Here is a 17,931-nt window from a genome sequence, read left to right as displayed (position 1 = left end):
GTCGAGTGCCCTACCTTAGGATGACAAAATGAGCGAGACAAAACTTCTGGACGGCAAGGTTGCCGTCATTTCCGGCGCAGCGTCGCCGCGCGGCATCGGCATCGCCACCGCGCGCATGTTTGCCCGGCACGGCGCGCGTGTGGCCATCCTCGACCTCGATCAGGCGGCCGCCAACGAGGCTGCGGCGAGCCTTGGCGCAGGGCATCGCGGTTATGCCTGCGACGTGACCAACAAGCAAGCGTGCGTGGCCGCGGTCGAGCAGGTCGTCGGCGATTTCAGCAAGATCGACGTGTTGGTCAACAACGCCGGCATCACCCAGCCGGTCAAGCTGCTCGACATCGACGCGGCGAGTTGGGACAAGATCCTCGACGTGAATCTGCGCGGGGTGCTGTATCTGTCGCAAGCCGTCATTCCTCAGATGAAAAAGCAGCACAGCGGCTCGATCGCCTGCATGTCGTCGGTGTCGGCGCAGCGCGGCGGCGGCATCCTGGGCGGCCCGCATTACTCCGCCGCCAAGGCCGGCGTGCTGGGCCTGGCCAAGGCGATGGCACGCGAATTCGGCATTGACGGCATTCGCGTGAATTGCGTCACACCGGGCCTGATTCACACCGACATCAACGCCGGCAAGATCAGCGACGAAAAGCAGGTCGAAATCCTGGCGGGAATTCCGCTGAACCGCATCGGCGTGCCCGACGACGTGGCCGGCGCCTTCACGTTCCTCGCTTCCGATCTTTCGTCCTACATCACCGGCGCGGTGATCGACGTCAACGGCGGCATGCTGATTCACGGTTAAGCCGTCGCATCACCCCGGCGCGCTGCGGCGCGCCGGCGCGGTTCAAGCAAGCGTTAAAACTACAACAGCGGTACACGCCATCACCGGAGGAGCACATTATGAGCACGGATTCCAACACGAAAACCCGCATCAACCGCCGTACCTTTCTGAAAGCCGGTGCAGCACTGTCGGTGGCCGCGCCGTTGGTGAGCGTCTCCGGCAGGGCGTTTTCGGCGCCGCAGTTCTCTTACAAGCTGGCCACCGGCCAGGACCCGAGCCATCCCGTGAACGTGCGCGCCAAACAGGCCGCCGAGCGCATTCTCAAGGCCACCGGCGGGCGTCTGGAGATTCGCGTGTTTCCGAGCAATCAGCTCGGCTCCGACACCGATTTGCTGTCGCAGATTCGCAATGGCGGGGTCGAATTCATCAACATGGCTGCCTCGGTGCTCTCCACGCTCGTGCCGGCCGCCGGCATCGCCAACACCGGCTTCGCTTTCCCCGACTACGATCACGTCTGGAAAGCCATGGACGGCGATCTGGGCAAATACATGCAGGCGCAAATCGGCAAGGCCGGCATGCTCGCGATGTCGCGTCCGTGGGACAACGGATTCCGTCAGATCACCTCGTCGACCAAGCCGATCCGCACGCCGGACGATCTGCACGGATTCAAGATTCGCGTGCCGGTCGCGCCGATGCTGATCTCGCTGTTCCAGTCGCTCAAGGCCGGACCCACGCCGATCAACTTCAATGAACTGTATTCGGCGCTGCAGACCCGTCTGGTCGACGGTCAGGAAAATCCGCTGCCGATCATCTCCACTGCGAAACTCTATGAAGTGCAGAAGTACGTCAGCATGACCAGCCACGTCTGGGATGCCTATTGGATTCTAGGCAACCCGGCGGCTTTCAAGCGCCTGCCGAGCGACGTGCAGGCCATCGTGCTCACGGAGTTCGATCGCGCGGCCACCGAAGAGCGGGCCGACATCGCCGCGCTGAACTCGACGCTGAGCCAGAGCTTGGCCAGCAAGGGGCTGCAGATCGTCGACGCCGACAAGCAGGCGTTCCGCGAGCAGTTGAGCAAGACCAGCTTCTATCGCGACTGGCGCGCCAAGTTCGGCGCGCAGGGTTGGGATCTGCTGCAGCAAACCACCGGGGCACTGGCATGACAAGCGCGCTCTCGATCGACGAGCACGCCTTGCCTGCCTGGCAGGGGCGCTGCGACAGCGCGCTCGGCTGGCTGATCGAGATCCCCTCGGCAATCGCGGTACTGGCCGAGGTCGTGATCCTGCTGATTGGCATCGTCGCGCGCTTCGTCTTCAACCACCCGTTGGTATGGAGTGACGAAATCGCGTCCATCCTGTTTCTGTGGCTGGCGATGCTCGGCTCGGCCGTCGCCCTGCGGCGCGGGCACCACATGCGCATGACGGTGCTGGCCGCGCGGCTACCCGGCCGATGGAAGGCGTTTGCCGAGGTGCTGGCGATCGGCGCGCCTTGCCTTTTTCTGGTCATCATGCTCGGCCCGTCGATCGATTACGCATCGGATCAGTGGATCGTGCAGACGCCTGTGTTGGGCCTGCACGACACCGTGCGCGCGGCGGCAGTACCGGTGGGCGCCGCGCTGATGCTGGCGATCTGCGCGGTGCGGCTGATGCGGTACCGGACGCGCGAGCTGCTGCTCGGATTCGGCGCGCTGGCGCTTATCGCACTCGCTTTGTATGGCGGGCGCGATCTGCTGGCGAACATGGGCAACTGGAATCTGGTGATCTTCTTTGGTCTGTTGCTCGGCGGGGGCGTGCTGGTCGGGTTGCCGATCGCGTTTTGCTTCGGGCTGTGCACGGTGGCTTGCCTGCTCACCACCACGACCACGCCGCTGGCGGTCATCACCGGGCAGATGAACGAGGGCATGAGCTCGTTGGTGCTGCTGGCCGTGCCGCTGTTCATCCTGTTGGGCCAGCTCATTGAAATGACCCATATGGCCAAGGCGATGGTGGGCTTTCTCGCTTCGCTGCTGGGTCACGTCAAGGGCGGACTGTCCTACGTATTGATCGGTGCGATGCTGCTGGTCTCCGGCATTTCGGGCGCCAAGACGGCCGATATGGCGGCAGTGGCGCCGGTGCTGTTTCCGGAAATGAAACGGCGCGGCATTCCCGAGGGCGAGCTGGTTTCGCTGCTGGCCGCCTGCGGCGCGATGGCCGAGACGATTCCGCCGTCGCTGGTATTGATCATCATCGGTTCGGTCACGGGCGTGTCGATCGCGGCATTGTTCAAGGGCGGGCTGCTGCCGGGCTTGGTGCTGGCGCTGGCGTTGGCGGTGATCGCGCGGCGGCGCACGGGGGACGCGGCGGCCGAAGTGCCGCGGGCGAGCCTCAAAACCGTGTTGCGCACGCTGGTCGTGGCGCTGCCGGCGCTTGTCTTGCCGGTGCTGATCCGCTATGCGGTCGCCGAGGGGGTGGCCACGGCCACCGAAGTCTCCACCATCGGCATTGCCTATACGGTGGTGATCGGACTGCTGGTGTATCGACAGTTCGACTGGCGGCGCATCTATCCGATGCTGGTCGAAACCGCATCGCTGTCCGGCGCGATTTTGCTGATCATCGGCGCGGCCACCGCGATGGCGTGGGCCTTGACCCAGGCGAGCTTCTCGCAGGCGCTGGCCGATGCCATGGCGCGCATGCCGGGCGGCGCATATGGGTTCCTGTTCATCTCGGTGATCGCCTTTGTCGTCCTCGGCAGCGTGCTCGAAGGCATTCCGGCGATGGTGCTGTTCGGCTCGCTGCTGTTCCCGATCGCGCGCCAGGCCGGCATCAACGAAGTGCATTACGCCATCACCGTCATCCTCGCCATGGGCATCGGCCTGTTCACGCCGCCGTTCGGCCTGGGCTACTACGCGGCCTGCACCATCGGCCGGGTCGACCCCAACGCCGGATTGCGCCGCATCTGGCCGTATCTGGGCGCGCTTGCCGCGGGCCTGGCGGTGGTCGTGGCCGTGCCGTGGATCTCCACCGGGTTCCTTTGAACCCCGGGTGCGGCGCGCCCAGGCGTTGCCGCACACAGACACTCCGTGACTTACTTCTTGATTGACGCGGCCCTGCCAAGGGCCGCGCGAAGGATGCTTTTGACATGTCGCACACCGATGCCAAGGCGCTGGCCAACGCAATACGCTTTTTGTCTATCGATGCCATTCTGCAAGCCGGCGAGGGGCATCAGGGCGTGCCACTGGGCATGGCCGAGATCGCCACGGCGCTGTTTACGCGCCAGCTCAAATTCAATCCTGCCGACCCGACCTGGGCCGATCGCGATCGCTTCGTGCTCTCCAACGGCCACGGCTCGATGCTGCTTTACTCGCTGCTTTACCTGAGCGGCTACGCGCGCATCGGGCTCGATCAGATCCAATCGTTCCGGGAACTCGGCTCGCATTGCGCCGGCCATCCGGAATATGACCCCGGCGCCGGCATCGAGGTCACCACCGGACCGCTCGGGCAAGGCATTGCCAATGCGCTGGGCATGGCGATCGCCGAGGCCTACCTGGCGGCCCGCTTTGGCCGCGGCATTGTCGACCACTACACCTACGCGTTTGTCGGCGACGGTTGTCTGCAGGAGGGCATCGGCCAGGAGATGATCTCGCTGGCCGGGCACTTGCGCCTGGGCAAGCTGATTCTGTGTTGGGACGACAACCGCATCACCGACGACGGCAGCACCGAACTGTCGATCAGCGAAGATGTCGCGGCGCGCTTTCGCGTGGCCGGCTGGCATGTGCAGGAAGTCGACGGTCACGATCTCGACGCGGTGTCGACGGCACTGGAAATCGCGCGTCAGGACCCGCGCCCCTCGCTACTGGCATGCCGCACCGTCATCGCCCACGGCATCACGCGCCTGCAGGGTCAGCGCGGCGGCCACAGCGGCCACCTGTTCGCCGCCGACGCCGAGCAGATGCGCGATGCGCTCGACTGGCCGCACGCGCCGTTCGAGGTGCCGGGCCCGGTGCTCGACGCGTGGCGTGCCGCCGGGCGCCGCAGCCAGGCCGAATACCGCGCCTGGCACGAGCGCTTAGCGGCGCTGGCACCGGCCGAGCGCGCCGAGTTCGAGCGCATACAAGCCGGCGCGCTGCCCGAGGGCTGGCGCGAGGTGCTCGAAGACTATCGCCAGCGTGCGATGCAAAGCGACGAGGCGCCGGCGGGCATCATGATCTCGGCCGATATCAACGACTTGCTCACGCCGCATCTGCCGGAGCGCATGGTCGGTTGCGCCGATCTGGAGGCGCCGACCGGACACAAGCGGCAACTGCGGGCCTTCGCGCCCGGCGAGCGGGCCGGCGCCTATGTCCATTGCGGTGTACGCGAGCATTTGATGGGCGCGATGGCCAACGGCATGGCCGCGCACGGCGGCGTGATCGCGCTGGCCGTGACCTATCTGGCGTTCTCCGACTATGAGCGACCGGCGATGCGCATGGCCGCGCTGATGGGCTTGCCGGTCAAATTCGTCTTCAGTCACGACTCGATCGGCGTGGGCAAGAACGGCCCGACCCATCAGCCGGTCGAGATCCTGGCGTCGTTGCGGGCGATGCCGAACATGCAGGTGATGCGCCCGGCCGATGCGGTCGAGGCCGCCGAGTGCTGGATGCTCGCGCTCGAACACCGCGCGGGCCCCAGCACGCTGGTGTTCGCCCGCCAAGCGCTGCCACGGGTGCGCGCCAAACACGTCGATGAGAATATGTCACGGCGCGGCGCGTACGTGCTGGCCGAAGCCGAAGGCGGCGCGCGGCAAGTCACCTTGCTGGCCACCGGCTCGGAAGTCGCCGTGGCGCTGACCGCCCGCACGCGCTTGCAGGGCGACGGCGTGCCGACCGCCGTGGTCTCGATGCCGTGCTGGTCGCTGTTCGAGGCGCAGGACGCCGACTATCGCGCTGCCGTGCTCGGGCCCGGCACCGTGCGCGTCGGCGTCGAAGCGGCGGTGCGCCTCGGCTGGGACCGCTATCTCGGCGAGCGCGGCGCCTTCGTCGGCATGACCGGCTTTGGCGCCTCCGGACCCGCCGAGGCGCTTTACGAACACTTCGGCATCACCGCCGAGCAGGTTGCATCGCAGGCCATGCGCCTCCTTTGAATCGCGCCGCACCGTCACACCTCTCGACCATGCATAAAATCGTTTTTCTCGACCGCGCGACGCTCGCGCCGCAGATTCGCCTGCGCCGCCCCGGCTTCGCACACGAATGGATCGAATACGACCAGACGCAGCCGCATGAAGTCACGGCGCGCCTGGCCGATGCGACCATCGTCATCACCAACAAGGTCGCACTGCGCGAGGCGGTGCTGAACGAAGCGCCCGCGCTGAGACTCGTCGCGGTCGCGGCTACCGGCACCGACTGTGTCGACAAGACGGCGTGCCGCTCCCGCGAGATCGTCGTGTGCAACATCCGCGGCTATGCGGTGGACACCGTGCCCGAGCACACCTTCGCGCTCATTCTCGCGCTGCGCCGCAATCTGGTCGCTTATCGCGACGACGTGCTGGGGGGGCCTGGCAGCGCGCCGGACAGTTCTGCTTCTTCGATCATCCCATTCGCGACCTGCGCGGCGCGCGCCTGGGCATCATCGGCGCGGGCGGGCTCGGCCAACGCGTCGCGGAAATTGGCCGGGCCTTCGGCATGGTGCCGCTGTTCGCCGCGCACAAGGGAAGAAGCGGACTCGGCTCGCTCTACACGCCCTGGGAGGAAATGCTGGCCACTAGCGATATCATCACGCTGCATTGCCCGCTCACGCCGCAAACTCAGGGGCTGCTGGCGCTTCCCGAATTTCGCGCGATGCAACGCCGGCCGTTGATCATCAACACGGCCCGCGGCGGACTCGTCGACGAAGCCGACCTGGTTACCGCGCTCGACGAAGGATGGGTGAGCGGCGCCGGTTTCGACGTCGCAGCCGGCGGCGAGCCGCCTCCGGCCGACAGCCCGCTCATGCGAGCCGCGCATCGGCCCAACGTAATCGTCACGCCGCACGTCGCCTGGGCATCGGACGAAGCGCAGCAGGCGCTGGCCGATCAACTGATCGCCAATATCGAGGCGTTCGTGGGTGGGGCGAGGATAAACGAGGTGTGAATGTCGGGATGCCATCGCGTTCTTGATAGTCGCGGGTCACGTTGACGTGGCCGCGATGGCGTCAAGGTGAAATGAAAAAAGCCAACGGTGCAATACCGTTGGCTTTCCTGTTCACACTTGCCGGCCGGCAGACTTCACCGGCCGGTACCGCGTGACGAGTGCGATTAACGCAGCAGCATCTGGATCATGCTCGGCATTTCGCCGGCCTTTTGCAGCATTTGCAGGTTCACGTTCATCTGCGTTTGCAGCTTGGTCAGCTCCGACACCGATTCGGCGAAGTCGACTTCGTTCAGACGCGAGTTGGCTTCACGCGTGTTTTGCAGCAGCGTCGATTGCACTTCCTCGCGACCGTCCAGATCCATCATGGCGGCACCGATGCTCGCTTGCACGGTAGCCAGTTGGCCGATGGCGGTTTCGAGGTTGGTGATGGCGTTTGACGCCGAGGGCGCGTCGAGCAGTTGCGTCGACGGCGCATTGAAGCGCGCGTTCAGCACTTCGTCGAAGGCGTTGAAGAGCTTGGCTTGCTCACCCAGATCGAGCGAGTTTCCCGCCGTGGCCGCGAGCGTGTTGAGCGGCGTGGTGAGGGCCGTGCGCAACGCAGCGAAATCGGCGCGAGTACCTGCCGCCAGACCTTCGATCATCGTCGACAGACCGGCCTCCCAGGTCACGTTGCCCGTGGCGTTCTGCACCTTGCTCAGGATAGCGCCGATGCCGGGCTTCGCCGAAAGGTCCTGGATCAGTTGTGCCGCGGCATCACCGTCAGTACCGGCGCCCAATGCGGCCGTCAACGAGACACCGGCCGGGTACGACGAGGTCGTCTGTGCGCCGAAATTGGCCGTGGCACTACCAACGCTGGCAAACAGGCTTTGCAGATCGCTGCTGATGTCCATGACCTTCGTTTCGGCCGCGCCCGCGCCGACTTGCAGGTCGATCTTGCCGGCGGCGAGAATACCCGTCGCCGTGCCGCCGAACTCCATCTTCAACAGGTTCTTGCCGGCGAAGGTGGTGTTCTCGAAGATCGCCTGAAGCGCTTGTGCGTTGTTGGTGTATTGCTGTTGCAGCGCGGTCTTCTCGGCGTCGCCCTTCAGGCCATCCTTGGCCTGCGTGGCCAGATCCTTCATGGTCACCAGCAGTTCGTTGGCCTTGTCCAGCGCGCCCTGGGCAACGCGAGTGCTCGACTGTGCGTACTTCATGTTGCTGATGGCCGCCTTGGTGCCGCTGGCGTGCATGTTGAGCATGGCCGAAATGCGGGCCGCCGCCGGATCGTTCTTGTACAGGTCGTTCTTGGTGCCGGTGGACAGGTCGCGCATGATGGCGTTCAGCTTGCCGCCAGTGCTGCGTTGCGAATTCAGCGACGACATTTGCGCCACGTTGGTGTGCAGAGTCAACATTGCTAGGGCTCCTTGTGCTGGTGAGCAATTTGGCAGACTGGATTGTCTGCCTCACCGTGATAAGGCGTCCCTTCGCATAAATTGTTAATGCCTTTCGGCGATGATTTTTCCCATCTGACGAGCCCCTTGTCGGCGTTCGCGCACGACACGCGCCTGCCCTTACCGATCGACCAGCAACGCCCGAACATTGGCACGCGTGACGGGCATACCCGCCGGCATCGCGAGCCTCAGCGCCACGAACGGCGGCTGCTTGCCCAGCCGCGTCGTCCACGCAGTTGCCGAGGCGATTGCCATCTCGTAGGCGCTGCTATCGGTCGCCACACGCCCGTCAGTTGTCGGCGCACGACTGACGTCCTGCGCCGACGTCCGTGCCGTGTGCTTTGCCAATGCGTGAGCCGCACGAACGCTGCGCACCATCGATGCGAGCACGCGTCGCGTTTGCGTGACGCCGTCTGACCCATCGACGCGCCATGTCCGAGGGGCGACGGCATCGGGTGCCTCGCGAAGCATTGCGCGTCGCGGGTGCCCGTCGGCGCCACCGGAGATGACCTGCGGCGAGGTGGGCGACGCCGTTTGCGCAATGGCAAAACGCGACGCCAGCGACGGCCACGCGGCGCCGGAGGTGCTCATCACCCACCCGCGCTCCGGCGCTGGGGGAGACGGCTCCAGCGTCACGCCATAGGCGGCGAGCGCGCGCGTTGCGCGACGGCGCAATGCCGCCTGCGACACCGCGTTCGCCACGTCGATCTCGACACCCGCCTGGTAGGGCCCGGCGGGATAAAGCGTGATGTGCTCGGCTTTCGACGCACGCCACTGCGCGGGGGCAACGCCCTCGACCGTGAACCGCTTCGGCACGCTGCCTTTTTCATCGAATTGCAGCCGGTCATCGACCGTCCCCAGGCTTGCGCGCTCGCGGGCGTCCCATTGGACCGCCAACGCCTCCAAGGCCCGGTGTGCCTGTGCGTGTGATGCCGGATCGCCGGCGCGCCAACGCGATAGCGACGCCAACGCCGCGCTGGCCGACGCATGAAGCGTCGATAGCCATTGCGCGCCCGCACTGGCACGGCTGGCCGTGGCATGCGTCGAAATCAGGTCGGCGACTTGGGCGACACGCTGCCGGTCGACTTGCGCCGCGCCCGAGGACGCCAGCCGTGCCGACGCGCCCGCGCGCATGGCGCCGGTCACCCCCGGCGTAGCGGATGTCGAACGCGCACCTGTCAACGCGCGCGTCGATGTGCCGGGTTGCGCGGTGTCGCCCCGACGCAGATTCCCGCGGGCCGCGCTGCGCGCGTCGTCGAGCGCCGGGCTCCCGGGAATCTCTCGAATCACGTCAACCATGAGTCGTGTCCTGTTTGTTCAGACGATGTGGCCACATGACGGCATCGAATGCCATCAGAGGACATCGAAGAACGACAACTTGCCCACCTCGGCATGTGCCGTACGCGCAGCCGACATGGCGCGATACAAGGCCATCAGTTCCGGGAATGCTTCGGTGGCGGGCTTGCCCTCGATCGCGAGGCGCGCCTTGACGAGCACCTCGCTGTGCACCCCATGCTCCTTGCGCACCGCCTCGAGACGTTTTGCGCTGTGGTCATTCGCGAATTGCACGTCGGCAATCCGGGTCACCTGATCGTCGATCGGCTCGGTCAACTCACGCAGTACCGCGGCCGCATCGGCGTCGAGGTCATTCGTCAATGTCGCCGCGGCGGCCCCGAGGCGATTGAGCAGATCAGGCAACCCGTGCCACATATGCGGCGGATGGGTATGGTGCAGCCCGTCGCCAATCTCGATGGAAGCCGGCGCGTGCCCGTTCGTCGCCAACGTGAAATTCGTCGTGGCGGCGTCTGGCCCCGCCGTGTTGGTGATGGGCGCGCCAATGCGCGCGAAGACGTGGCTGCCGTCGGCGCGACGAATGTTGAACGCGTCCGTGAGACCGCGCATCAGCGCACGAATCTTGCCGACATCGTCCTGAGTCTCGCCACCTTGCAGCCCGCCCGCCTTCGTCACGACATCGCTCTTGAAGGCGCTCAACCGGTCGTGAGCGTTCTTGAGACTCACGCTCACTTGCTTGAGATCGGCCTCGAGGCTGGCAATGACCTTGGTGCGCTGCGCGAGGGTCTGCTGCGCACGGTCGATACGCGCGATGCGCTCGAAGTCGACCGGATCGTCCGACGCGCGAAGCACGCGCTTCTCCTCCCGCGCGTGGTCGGTCAGTCGTTCAAGTCGCTCGTTCATGTCGCGCAGCACGTGCTCGCGTTCGAACCGGCTGAAGTGATGATGGATTTGCATGAGGATGTCCTTTGCCGAGCTTCGCTCAGACCATGGCCAGCGTGGCGTCGAACAGCTCGTTGGCCACCGAGGCCACCCGGGCGTTCGCGCGGTAGAGCTTCATGTAGGCCATGAGCGCACCGCCCGACTCCGTCTCGTCGACGCCCGCCTGCTTCTGAAACTGGGCGCGCGCGGAGACCAGCACGGCCCCCGCCGACGCGGTGCTCGCTTCGGCCTCGCTTACACGACGGCCTGTCTCGGCAGCCAGCGCACTCATGGCTTCGACAAGCGTCGTCCCCACGCGCCCCGAAAGCGCCACCGGGCCGCCGATCGCCCCCTTCAAACGATGCAACGTCTTGCCATTTCCGTTGGCGCTGTCCGTGTCCAGAGCAAGGTCCTGCGCTGTCTGGACCGTGCGCTGCATCATCGGCAAGCCATCTGGTCCAGTGCTCAGCTTCAGCAACGGCGTGTCACTGAAATCGCCCGAAGCCACATCGGCATGCGCCCGATTCAGTTGATCGACCAGCGTGCTCGCAACGTCAGTCATATCCGCGATGCGCGAGTCGAGGGCTCCCGTGAGGAAACTGTCGAGGCCGCCCAACCGTCCGCCGAGCGTGTTGGCCGGCACATCCACACGCGACGACCCCGCCACGACGGAATAGCCGCCATCCGGACGCGCTTCCAGTTGCGCTGCGCGATTGCCCAGGACGAGCGGTTGTCCGCTTCGGGTAAGCACGTGATACGCCCCGCTGGCGTCGTCCCGCACATCCACATCGAGAAACGCCGCCAATTCGCCCAGCGTCTGATCGCGTTGATCTTCGATGGCCAGTCGGCCCGCCTCGTCCGGCGCCAGACGGTGCAGACGATTCAGATCCGCCAGGGCCGTCGTGAGGCGATTCACCTTTTCCGCTTCCCCGCCCCGCACCGCGTTGACGGTATCTCGCAGGCGCTCCAACGCGGAGAACATCGCGTTGGTGCGCTCGGCGACACGTCCCAGCGCCGCGAAGACGCCGTCAGCATGGACATCGCTGCCAAGCGTCTGGGCTTCGTGATCGAGTGCGCCGACGAACTCGCGCAGGCCGAGCGGATCGCTGGCCACGTCGGTCCCGCCCAACTGCGTGAGCAGCGCGGCGAGGTGCGGCTTCTGCACGTCCAGTTCGCTGGCGCCGGACACGGCGCGCCACAACTGACGCCGCTGCTCCAGCCCGGCCACGCGAACGACGTCTTGCGCCTGCACCGTGCCGTCGGCGCGCGACGTGACGCGCACGTTGCGGCGCGTATACGCCGAATTGCTCATCTGCGAGATGTTGAGGGCCTCGTTGTCGAGCAGCGACTGCGCAGTTTTCACGCCTTGCGTGGCGATATTCAGCATGTTCATGGTTCAGTGCCTGTCCTGTCGGTATCGGCGCAGCGCGCGCTCAGCGCCCCGCCATTTGCCGGATGATGATGTCGGCGATGCCGAATGCACGGCGCGCCGCAAGCGCCTGTGCGACCTGTGTGTCCGCCCATTCGTGCAGGCCGTGCGTCGTGCGGTCGCGTTTGCCCAGCGCGCCGGCGTCATCGCGATCGTCGCGCAGCGCCTCGGTCGCCCGTCGCATTTCGCCGAGCAACTGGGCGACGAAGATCGCTTCGAACTGTTCGGCGGCGGCTTCGAGCGTCGCACTCGGCGCAACCGGCGTTGCGCCTGCCTCAGACAAAGGCGACCGGGCGGTGGAAATAGGCAAGGGGTTCGGCGTCATCGGTGGGGTCATCGGTCTCAAATCACATGCAGCTCGCCGTTCAGCGCGCCGGCTTCGTCCAGCGCCTGAAGAATCGAAATCACATCGTCGGGCGTGGCGCCGGAGCGGCGCAGACTGTCGACGATGGTCTGTAAATCGACGCCGGCCGGCCAGACGTGGATATCCATTTCGTCTTCCGCGACGTCGACGCGCGAGCGTGCCGCGCCCGCCGTTCGGCCGCGCGAAAACGGGGCCGGCTGGGCGATGACGGGCGACTCGGTCACCGTCACGCGCAACGAGCCATGCGACACGGCGACCGGCCGCACCGTTACGCCCTGCGAGATCACTACCGTGCCCGATCGCGCGTTGATGACCGCGCGCGGCACCCGGCTCACCCCCGGCACGGGCAGTGCATGGACCTCGGCGAGAAAGCGCACGCGCGCATCGGCGTCGTCTGGCGATGTCACCTCGACGGTGCTGCCGTTCTTTGCCAGCGCGGTGCGTTCGCCAAAGCGGGTGTTGATGGCGTCGGCGATATTCGCCGCGAGCTGGAAATCCGGACGCTTCAGGCTCAGGCGCATCGCGCCGCCCTCGCCGGCCGGCACGGGAATCTCCTGCTCGATGGTCGCCCCGTTGGGCACGCGCCCGGCGGTCGGCGTGTTCTTCTGCACGCGCGACCCGCTGCGCCCCTCGGCCTGCATCCCGCTCACGACGAGGTTGCCCTGGGCAAGCGCATAGGTCTGGCCGTCGACGGCACGAAGTTGGGTCAGCAGCAGCGTACCGCCGCGCAGGCTGCGCGCATCGCCCATCGACGACACGGTGACATCGATGGTCTGTCCGCGGAGAAAGCCCGACGGATAGGTCGCGCTGACCATTACGGCGGCGACATTGCGCGAGCGCAATTGCACGTTCTCGGGCATGCTGACGCCGAATTGCTTGAGCAAGTTGGCGAGCGACTGGCTGGAATGGCGCGAGCGCGGGCCGTCACCGGTGCCGGCCAGCCCCACGACGAGACCGTAGCCGACAAGCTGGTTGTCGCGCACGCCTTCCACGTTGACGTAATGGCGCACGGTTTGCGCATGACTGGCCGGGGAGATCGTCGTCATCGACACCATGACGATCGTCGCCGACAAGGTCAACGCGTTGAACCAGCGAGGCACGCGCGCGAGCGCGTCAGGCATTCTGAACATACGGGCTCCCTCAGAGCGGTGCGAACTGGCTGTTGAAAAATCGTGTGAGCCAGCCGGGATTGTTGCTGTCGGCCAGCGCGCCCGTGCCGAAATACTGAATGCGCGCATTAGCCACGCGCAGCGACGAGACACGGTTGGTCGTATCGATATCGCCCGCGCGCACATAGCCGGCCACGCGCACGGTTTCCTCACCCTGGTTCAGAAACAACCGCTTCTCGCCGCGCACGTGCAGCAGCCCACTAGGCAACACCCGATGCACGATCACCGTGATCGCGCCGCGCAGTGTGTTCTGCGCCGTGCTCGAGCTATCCCCGCGAAAGCCCCGTCGCGCACCGAGCGCGGTATCGCCGATGAGCGGCTTTCCCATCAGCGTGGCGTCGTCGATCGACATGTCGCTGCGTTTGTCCAGTCGAGTGCCCGCGCGCTTGCTGGCCTGCGTTTGCTCCTGCAGCACGATGGTCAACACGTCGCCCGCGCGAAATGCCCGCTGATCCGAGGTGAGCGACAAGGCGTGCCCGGCTGAAAAGAGCCCGCCCGCCTGCCCTTGCGACGACATCTCGGCCACGCCCGGCAGGTCGTCGCTCTCTTCGAGCTGCGGCGGCAGAAAGCCCGCGCAGCCCGTGAGCGCCACGGCGAGCACCACCGTGACCCCGGCACCCGCGCTACGACAGCGCATTCGGGCATTACGCGGCCCACGGGGCGTTGCGTGCGTCATCGTCGTCTCCGTCCGCGTCCGTTAGCGCGCAACCTGCGCGAGGTTCTGCATCATGTTGTCCGCAGCGGACAGCACCTTGGTGCTCATTTCATACGCGCGCTGCGCGGTAATCATGTTCACCATCTCTTCGATGGCCACGACGTTCGAGCCTTCGAGCGCTTTTTGCCGCAGCAGGCCGAGGTTCTCTTCGCCGGGATTGCCTTCGATGGCCGGCCCGCTTGCGGCCGTCTCGGCGAACAGGTTGCTGCCCATCGGGCGCAGGCCGGAAGGATTCACGAAGTCGGCGAGTTGCAGGCGGCCGAGCGACATCGGCTCGGTGTCGCCCGTCTGCGTTGCGCTCACGTCGCCGTCGGCGCTGATCGTGAGCTCGCGCGCACCCGGCGGCACGACGATATCGCCCACGAGCGGGTGACCGGCCTGCGTGACCATACGTCCATCGGCGTCGAGCCGAAGATTGCCGGCGCGGGTATAGGCCGTCTCACCATCGGGCATCTCGACTTGCAGGAAGCCACGGCCGGTGATGGCGACATCCAACGCGTTCTGCGTGTCCTGTTCGGTGCCGTTGATGAACTGCTTCTGCGTGCCGGCAAGCCGCACCCCGGTACCGAAGTACATGCCGCCGGGCAACGTCGCGTCGCCTTGCGTACGGGCGCCCGCGGGGCGAACGGCACGATAGAAGGTGTCTTCGAACGCAAGCCGGTCGCGCTTGAAGCCCGTTGTGCTCACATTGGCCAGATTGTTGGCAATGGTCTGCAACTGCGCGTCTTGCGCGTGAACCGCCGTGCGGGCGATGAGAAGTGCGGGATTCATGACATCTCGAAGGGAGGGGTTGGAGTTGACGCGCGTTATCCGCGCATGAGTCGGTTGCCGCCATCGGCCATGTCGTCGGCGATCTTGAGCACGCGCATCTGCATCTCGAAGTCGCGGCTCGCGCTCATGCTCTGGACCATCGCTCCGACAGCCGACACGTTGCTCGCTTCACGATGGCCGCCGCGCAGCGTGACGTCGTCGCCGGGCAACACACCGGCATCGCTCATGAGCACGCCGCTGCCCGCGTTGCGCATGTCGCCGGGCATGGCAAGCACCCGTTGCAGACGGCCTATCGGCACAGGTTCCGACGCGCCCGCGAGCACCACCGCTACCGTGCCGTCCGCGCCGATGTCGAGTTCGCGATGCGGCGGCACCACGACCGGCCCGCCGTCGCCGAGCACCACACGGCCATGCAGTCGCAAGGTGCCGTCGCCATCGAGCGTGAGGGAACCGCCGCGTGAGTACACGACATCCGCGCTGTCTTCGGGACGCGCCGCGAGCGCGAGATAACCGTCCCCGTCGATGGCGACGTCGAGCGCACGTCCCGTGGGCTCCAGCACGCCCGGCGTAGTGTCGAGACCGGCCGGCGCCTGCACGGCGAAGTGGCGCGAGGCAAGACCGGCGCCCGGCAAGGCGTTGGCCTGCGCAACGGCCAACGACGCGCGAAAGCCGGTGGTCGCCGTGTTGGCGAGATTTTGCGCCACGACTTGTTGGGTGTCCTGCGCACGTTGCGCGCCGGACATCGCGGTATAGATCAGGGCATCCATCGCGTCAGATCGATTGCATCAGGTTGCGCATCATCTCGTTCTGCGTCGAAATAACCTTGGTGTTCGCTTGATAGTTACGCTGCGCGGACATCAGGTTGACCAGTTCGTCCGTCACATTGACGTTCGACCCTTCCAGCGCGTTACTCACGAGCACGCCCGTGGCGCCCTCGCCCGGACGACGCAGTTGCGCCACGCCCGACTCGCCGGTCTCGCGCCAGACGGTGCCGTCGGCGGGGGCGAGGCCGCCCGCATTGGCGAAGTCACCGAGAGCGAGTTGATATCGCGTTTCGCTCGCGCCGTTGCTGTACTCCGCCACGACCGATCCGTCCTTGTCGATGCGGGCACGAACGAACTCGCCCGCCTCGCGGCCACCGACTTCGGTCGCGCTCGCGGTGAACGCGCCACGCTGGGAGGCCATGCCGGTGAAATCCAGTGTCGGCAGCGTGCCGGTACCGGCCATCCGGTCCAACGTCATCGTTGCGGGATCGAGGGTTCCCAACACGGTCACATTGCCGCCGTCGACTTCGGAGACTTCCAGGCGCAACGGGCCGTCCTGCATGGCGAATCGCAGCCCTCTCACCGCCATTTCGCCGTTGGTGTCGCGAAACGTGACCGACGTCTCTCCGATCTGGCCGGCCGTCGTCGGCAACGGGTCCGGCAAGCGGCCTTTGATGTCGACCCCTGTGCTGGCCAGCGCCGCCACCGGGCGCTTGTCGATCGTCACGTCGGACACGTTCGACTGTCCCTGCGCGAAGCCCTGTACGAGTCGCCCGCTCCCGTCGACGAGCCTGCTGTCCTTGTCGACGGTGAAATCGCCTACACGCGAATAGACGCGCTGGCCATTCGTCTCCCTAAGCACGAAGAAACCGTCACCTTGAATCGCCTGGTGCAGACGGTTCCCGGAATTCTGCAGACTGCCGCTGGCGCCGACCGAATATTCGGTGCCGCTGACCTTGACGCCGGCCGGTTGCGCCTCGGCCATGGCCGAAGCAAAGCGGGTGGTGGCCGACTTGTATCCTTTCGTCGACACGTTGGAGATGTTCTGCGAGATCGTCTCCAGCGACTGATTGATAGCGTTGATGCCCGACAGGGCGATATCGAAACTCATGGTGTCCTCGTGTACTCAGGCCGCGCCAGAAGAGGCGCTGCTCGACAATTCCTTGATCGCTGCGGCGTCGAGGTTCGTCCCTACGCCCAACACATCGACGCGCGTACCGGCGTCGCCCAGATGCACGCGCTCGACGCGGCCCGACAGACGGACCGGCAACGTCGTGCTACCGGTCTGAACGTGGATGTCGAAGCGGCCCGCGCCCAGACGGTGCTCGGCGAACCATGCATCGTCGAGCGCGAACTCGGTTCGTCCCGAGGACGCCGGCAACGGTTTGCGGATCGTTCTGCCGTCGCTGCCGCGCAAAACGACCTCGGCCCCCTCGCCCTGCGCAGGCAGATCGACCGTGCCTCGAATCGGCTGCCCGCTCACGCGCTCGACGCGCGTCGTCTCGATACTCACGTCGCGACCGACGTGGCTGCCCAGCGCATAGCCCTGCATGCCCGAGAGCACCTTGGTCTGCGCGAGCACCCGCTGGCTCATCTGCTGCATCGATTCCGCCTGGCTCAGTTGCGTGAGCTGCCCGACGAACTGCGCCGGATCGGTCGGGTTGAGCGGGTCCTGATGACGAATCTGCGCGACCAGCAGCTTCGTGAACATCGCTCGCATCTCTTCGCCTGCGCCGTTCGCAGACACTGATGTCGCGGCGCCGCTTTGCGCTGCGGCGCGAGCGACGTCGTCGGGTCCAATTGCTAGCGTCATCCGCGCTCTCCGAGTCGTAACAAGTCCTGCTGCGCCGCGCGCACGCGGGCCAGCACTTCCAGATTGGTTTGAAATGCACGCGACGCATCGAGCATGTCCGTCATTTCCTCGATCGCGTTCACGTTTGCGTAGAAGACGTTGCCATCGGCGTCGGCGAGCGGGTTCCCGGGTTCGTGCGCAACACGCGGCAGATCCTCGCTCTCGTAGATATCAACGACCTGCACGTGCTGAGCCCCCTGGGCATCGCCAAGCGCCGTGGCAAACACCGGCTTGCGTGCGCGATACGCCGTCTCGGCGTCGCCTGCGACGGCACCGGCGTTCGCCAGATTGCTCGCCACGGTGTTCAGTCGAATGGTTTGGGCGGCCATCGCCGAGCCGGCGATTCCCGCAATCTCCCTGAAGCTCATC

17 protein-coding genes and 1 pseudogene are annotated in these 17,931 nt (G+C 65.9%); 6 read left to right on the top strand and 12 right to left on the bottom strand.

Annotation, left to right across the window (positions count from 1 at the left end):
* Positions 1-28: 28 nt before the first annotated feature.
* From DRB87_RS04995 to DRB87_RS04975, 6 genes and pseudogenes are all read left to right on the top strand, one after another.
* Positions 29-793, top strand: coding sequence for an SDR family NAD(P)-dependent oxidoreductase (locus tag DRB87_RS04995; protein ID WP_130025099.1), 765 nt, complete (start codon positions 29-31; stop codon positions 791-793).
* 98 nt (positions 794-891) lie between these two features.
* Complete coding sequence (locus DRB87_RS04990; RefSeq protein WP_130025098.1) at positions 892-1,935, top strand: TRAP transporter substrate-binding protein; 1,044 nt, start codon at positions 892-894, stop codon at positions 1,933-1,935.
* Positions 1,932-3,785: a TRAP transporter large permease subunit gene (locus DRB87_RS04985; RefSeq protein WP_130025097.1), complete on the top strand. Its 1,854-nt coding sequence runs from the start codon at positions 1,932-1,934 to the stop codon at positions 3,783-3,785. Before DRB87_RS04990 ends, DRB87_RS04985 begins: the two co-directional genes overlap by 4 nt.
* A 104-nt stretch (positions 3,786-3,889) precedes the next feature.
* Positions 3,890-5,869 carry a transketolase gene (tkt, locus tag DRB87_RS04980; RefSeq protein WP_130025096.1) on the top strand — a complete coding sequence of 660 codons (1,980 nt, stop codon included), beginning with the start codon at positions 3,890-3,892 and terminating at the stop codon, positions 5,867-5,869.
* 29 nt (positions 5,870-5,898) lie between these two features.
* Positions 5,899-6,282, top strand: a pseudogene (locus tag DRB87_RS23410) (glycerate dehydrogenase); the annotation flags it as partial.
* The gene (locus DRB87_RS04975) at positions 6,171-6,854 is read left to right on the top strand and encodes an NAD(P)-dependent oxidoreductase (RefSeq protein WP_240756278.1); all 684 of its coding nucleotides are present in this window, start codon (positions 6,171-6,173) and stop codon (positions 6,852-6,854) included. The pseudogene DRB87_RS23410 and the gene DRB87_RS04975, both read left to right, overlap by 112 nt.
* A gap of 164 nt (positions 6,855-7,018) precedes the next feature.
* Here DRB87_RS04975 and DRB87_RS04970 read toward each other — a convergent pair whose 3' ends face one another.
* The 12 genes from DRB87_RS04970 to flgC all read right to left on the bottom strand — a co-directional run bounded on the left by DRB87_RS04970 (position 7,019) and on the right by flgC (position 17,930).
* Entirely contained in the window at positions 7,019-8,245 is a 1,227-nt protein-coding gene (locus DRB87_RS04970) for a flagellin (RefSeq protein ID WP_130025095.1), read from the bottom strand.
* Positions 8,246-8,404: 159 nt separating this feature from the next.
* The gene (locus DRB87_RS04965) at positions 8,405-9,583 is read right to left on the bottom strand and encodes a hypothetical protein (protein WP_130025094.1); all 1,179 of its coding nucleotides are present in this window, start codon (positions 9,581-9,583) and stop codon (positions 8,405-8,407) included.
* Positions 9,584-9,637: 54 nt separating this feature from the next.
* Positions 9,638-10,534, bottom strand: a complete 897-nt coding sequence (locus DRB87_RS04960; RefSeq protein WP_130025093.1) for a hypothetical protein — start codon at positions 10,532-10,534, stop codon at positions 9,638-9,640.
* A 25-nt stretch (positions 10,535-10,559) separates the two neighbouring features.
* A complete protein-coding gene (locus tag DRB87_RS04955) occupies positions 10,560-11,891 on the bottom strand; it encodes a hypothetical protein (protein ID WP_130025092.1) in 1,332 nt (443 codons plus the stop codon).
* 40 nt (positions 11,892-11,931) lie between these two features.
* Positions 11,932-12,252, bottom strand: coding sequence for a hypothetical protein (locus DRB87_RS04950; RefSeq protein WP_130025091.1), 321 nt, complete (start codon positions 12,250-12,252; stop codon positions 11,932-11,934).
* Between the two features lie 17 nt (positions 12,253-12,269).
* A complete protein-coding gene (locus DRB87_RS04945) occupies positions 12,270-13,421 on the bottom strand; it encodes a flagellar basal body P-ring protein FlgI (RefSeq protein ID WP_206100070.1) in 1,152 nt (383 codons plus the stop codon).
* Positions 13,422-13,431: 10 nt separating this feature from the next.
* Positions 13,432-14,097 (bottom strand): flagellar basal body L-ring protein FlgH, encoded by a 666-nt coding sequence (flgH, locus tag DRB87_RS04940; protein WP_130027729.1) that lies wholly within the window; start codon positions 14,095-14,097, stop codon positions 13,432-13,434.
* A 60-nt stretch (positions 14,098-14,157) separates the two neighbouring features.
* Entirely contained in the window at positions 14,158-14,946 is a 789-nt protein-coding gene (gene flgG / locus DRB87_RS04935) for a flagellar basal-body rod protein FlgG (protein WP_130025090.1), read from the bottom strand.
* Positions 14,947-14,981: 35 nt separating this feature from the next.
* Positions 14,982-15,713, bottom strand: a complete 732-nt coding sequence (locus tag DRB87_RS04930) for a flagellar basal body rod protein FlgF (protein ID WP_130025089.1) — start codon at positions 15,711-15,713, stop codon at positions 14,982-14,984.
* Between the two features lie 4 nt (positions 15,714-15,717).
* Positions 15,718-16,821, bottom strand: coding sequence for a flagellar hook protein FlgE (locus DRB87_RS04925; RefSeq protein ID WP_130025088.1), 1,104 nt, complete (start codon positions 16,819-16,821; stop codon positions 15,718-15,720).
* Between the two features lie 15 nt (positions 16,822-16,836).
* Positions 16,837-17,523, bottom strand: a complete 687-nt coding sequence (locus DRB87_RS04920) for a flagellar hook assembly protein FlgD (RefSeq protein WP_130025087.1) — start codon at positions 17,521-17,523, stop codon at positions 16,837-16,839.
* On the bottom strand, positions 17,520-17,930 hold the full coding sequence (gene flgC, locus DRB87_RS04915) for a flagellar basal body rod protein FlgC (RefSeq protein WP_130025086.1): 411 nt from the start codon (positions 17,928-17,930) through the stop codon (positions 17,520-17,522). Before flgC ends, DRB87_RS04920 begins: the two co-directional genes overlap by 4 nt.
* Position 17,931 lies beyond the last annotated feature (1 nt).

It is taken from the genome of Pandoraea sp. XY-2 (assembly GCF_004193915.1).
Lineage (GTDB): Bacteria > Pseudomonadota > Gammaproteobacteria > Burkholderiales > Burkholderiaceae > Pandoraea > Pandoraea cepalis.
This window is presented reverse-complemented; position numbering and strand designations above follow the sequence as displayed.

Coding starts and splice junctions, on each gene's coding strand:
- DRB87_RS04995 (WP_130025099.1), top strand. CDS start 29: ATGAGCGAGACAAAACTTCTGGACGGCAAGGTTGCCGTCATTTCCGGC.
- DRB87_RS04990 (WP_130025098.1), top strand. CDS start 892: ATGAGCACGGATTCCAACACGAAAACCCGCATCAACCGCCGTACCTTT.
- DRB87_RS04985 (WP_130025097.1), top strand. CDS start 1,932: ATGACAAGCGCGCTCTCGATCGACGAGCACGCCTTGCCTGCCTGGCAG.
- tkt (WP_130025096.1), top strand. CDS start 3,890: ATGTCGCACACCGATGCCAAGGCGCTGGCCAACGCAATACGCTTTTTG.
- DRB87_RS04970 (WP_130025095.1), bottom strand. CDS start 8,245: ATGTTGACTCTGCACACCAACGTGGCGCAAATGTCGTCGCTGAATTCG.
- DRB87_RS04965 (WP_130025094.1), bottom strand. CDS start 9,583: ATGGTTGACGTGATTCGAGAGATTCCCGGGAGCCCGGCGCTCGACGAC.
- DRB87_RS04960 (WP_130025093.1), bottom strand. CDS start 10,534: ATGCAAATCCATCATCACTTCAGCCGGTTCGAACGCGAGCACGTGCTG.
- DRB87_RS04955 (WP_130025092.1), bottom strand. CDS start 11,891: ATGAACATGCTGAATATCGCCACGCAAGGCGTGAAAACTGCGCAGTCG.
- DRB87_RS04950 (WP_130025091.1), bottom strand. CDS start 12,252: ATGACGCCGAACCCCTTGCCTATTTCCACCGCCCGGTCGCCTTTGTCT.
- DRB87_RS04945 (WP_206100070.1), bottom strand. CDS start 13,421: ATGTTCAGAATGCCTGACGCGCTCGCGCGCGTGCCTCGCTGGTTCAAC.
- flgH (WP_130027729.1), bottom strand. CDS start 14,097: ATGCGCTGTCGTAGCGCGGGTGCCGGGGTCACGGTGGTGCTCGCCGTG.
- flgG (WP_130025090.1), bottom strand. CDS start 14,946: ATGAATCCCGCACTTCTCATCGCCCGCACGGCGGTTCACGCGCAAGAC.
- DRB87_RS04930 (WP_130025089.1), bottom strand. CDS start 15,713: ATGGATGCCCTGATCTATACCGCGATGTCCGGCGCGCAACGTGCGCAG.
- DRB87_RS04925 (WP_130025088.1), bottom strand. CDS start 16,821: ATGAGTTTCGATATCGCCCTGTCGGGCATCAACGCTATCAATCAGTCG.
- DRB87_RS04920 (WP_130025087.1), bottom strand. CDS start 17,523: ATGACGCTAGCAATTGGACCCGACGACGTCGCTCGCGCCGCAGCGCAA.
- flgC (WP_130025086.1), bottom strand. CDS start 17,930: ATGAGCTTCAGGGAGATTGCGGGAATCGCCGGCTCGGCGATGGCCGCC.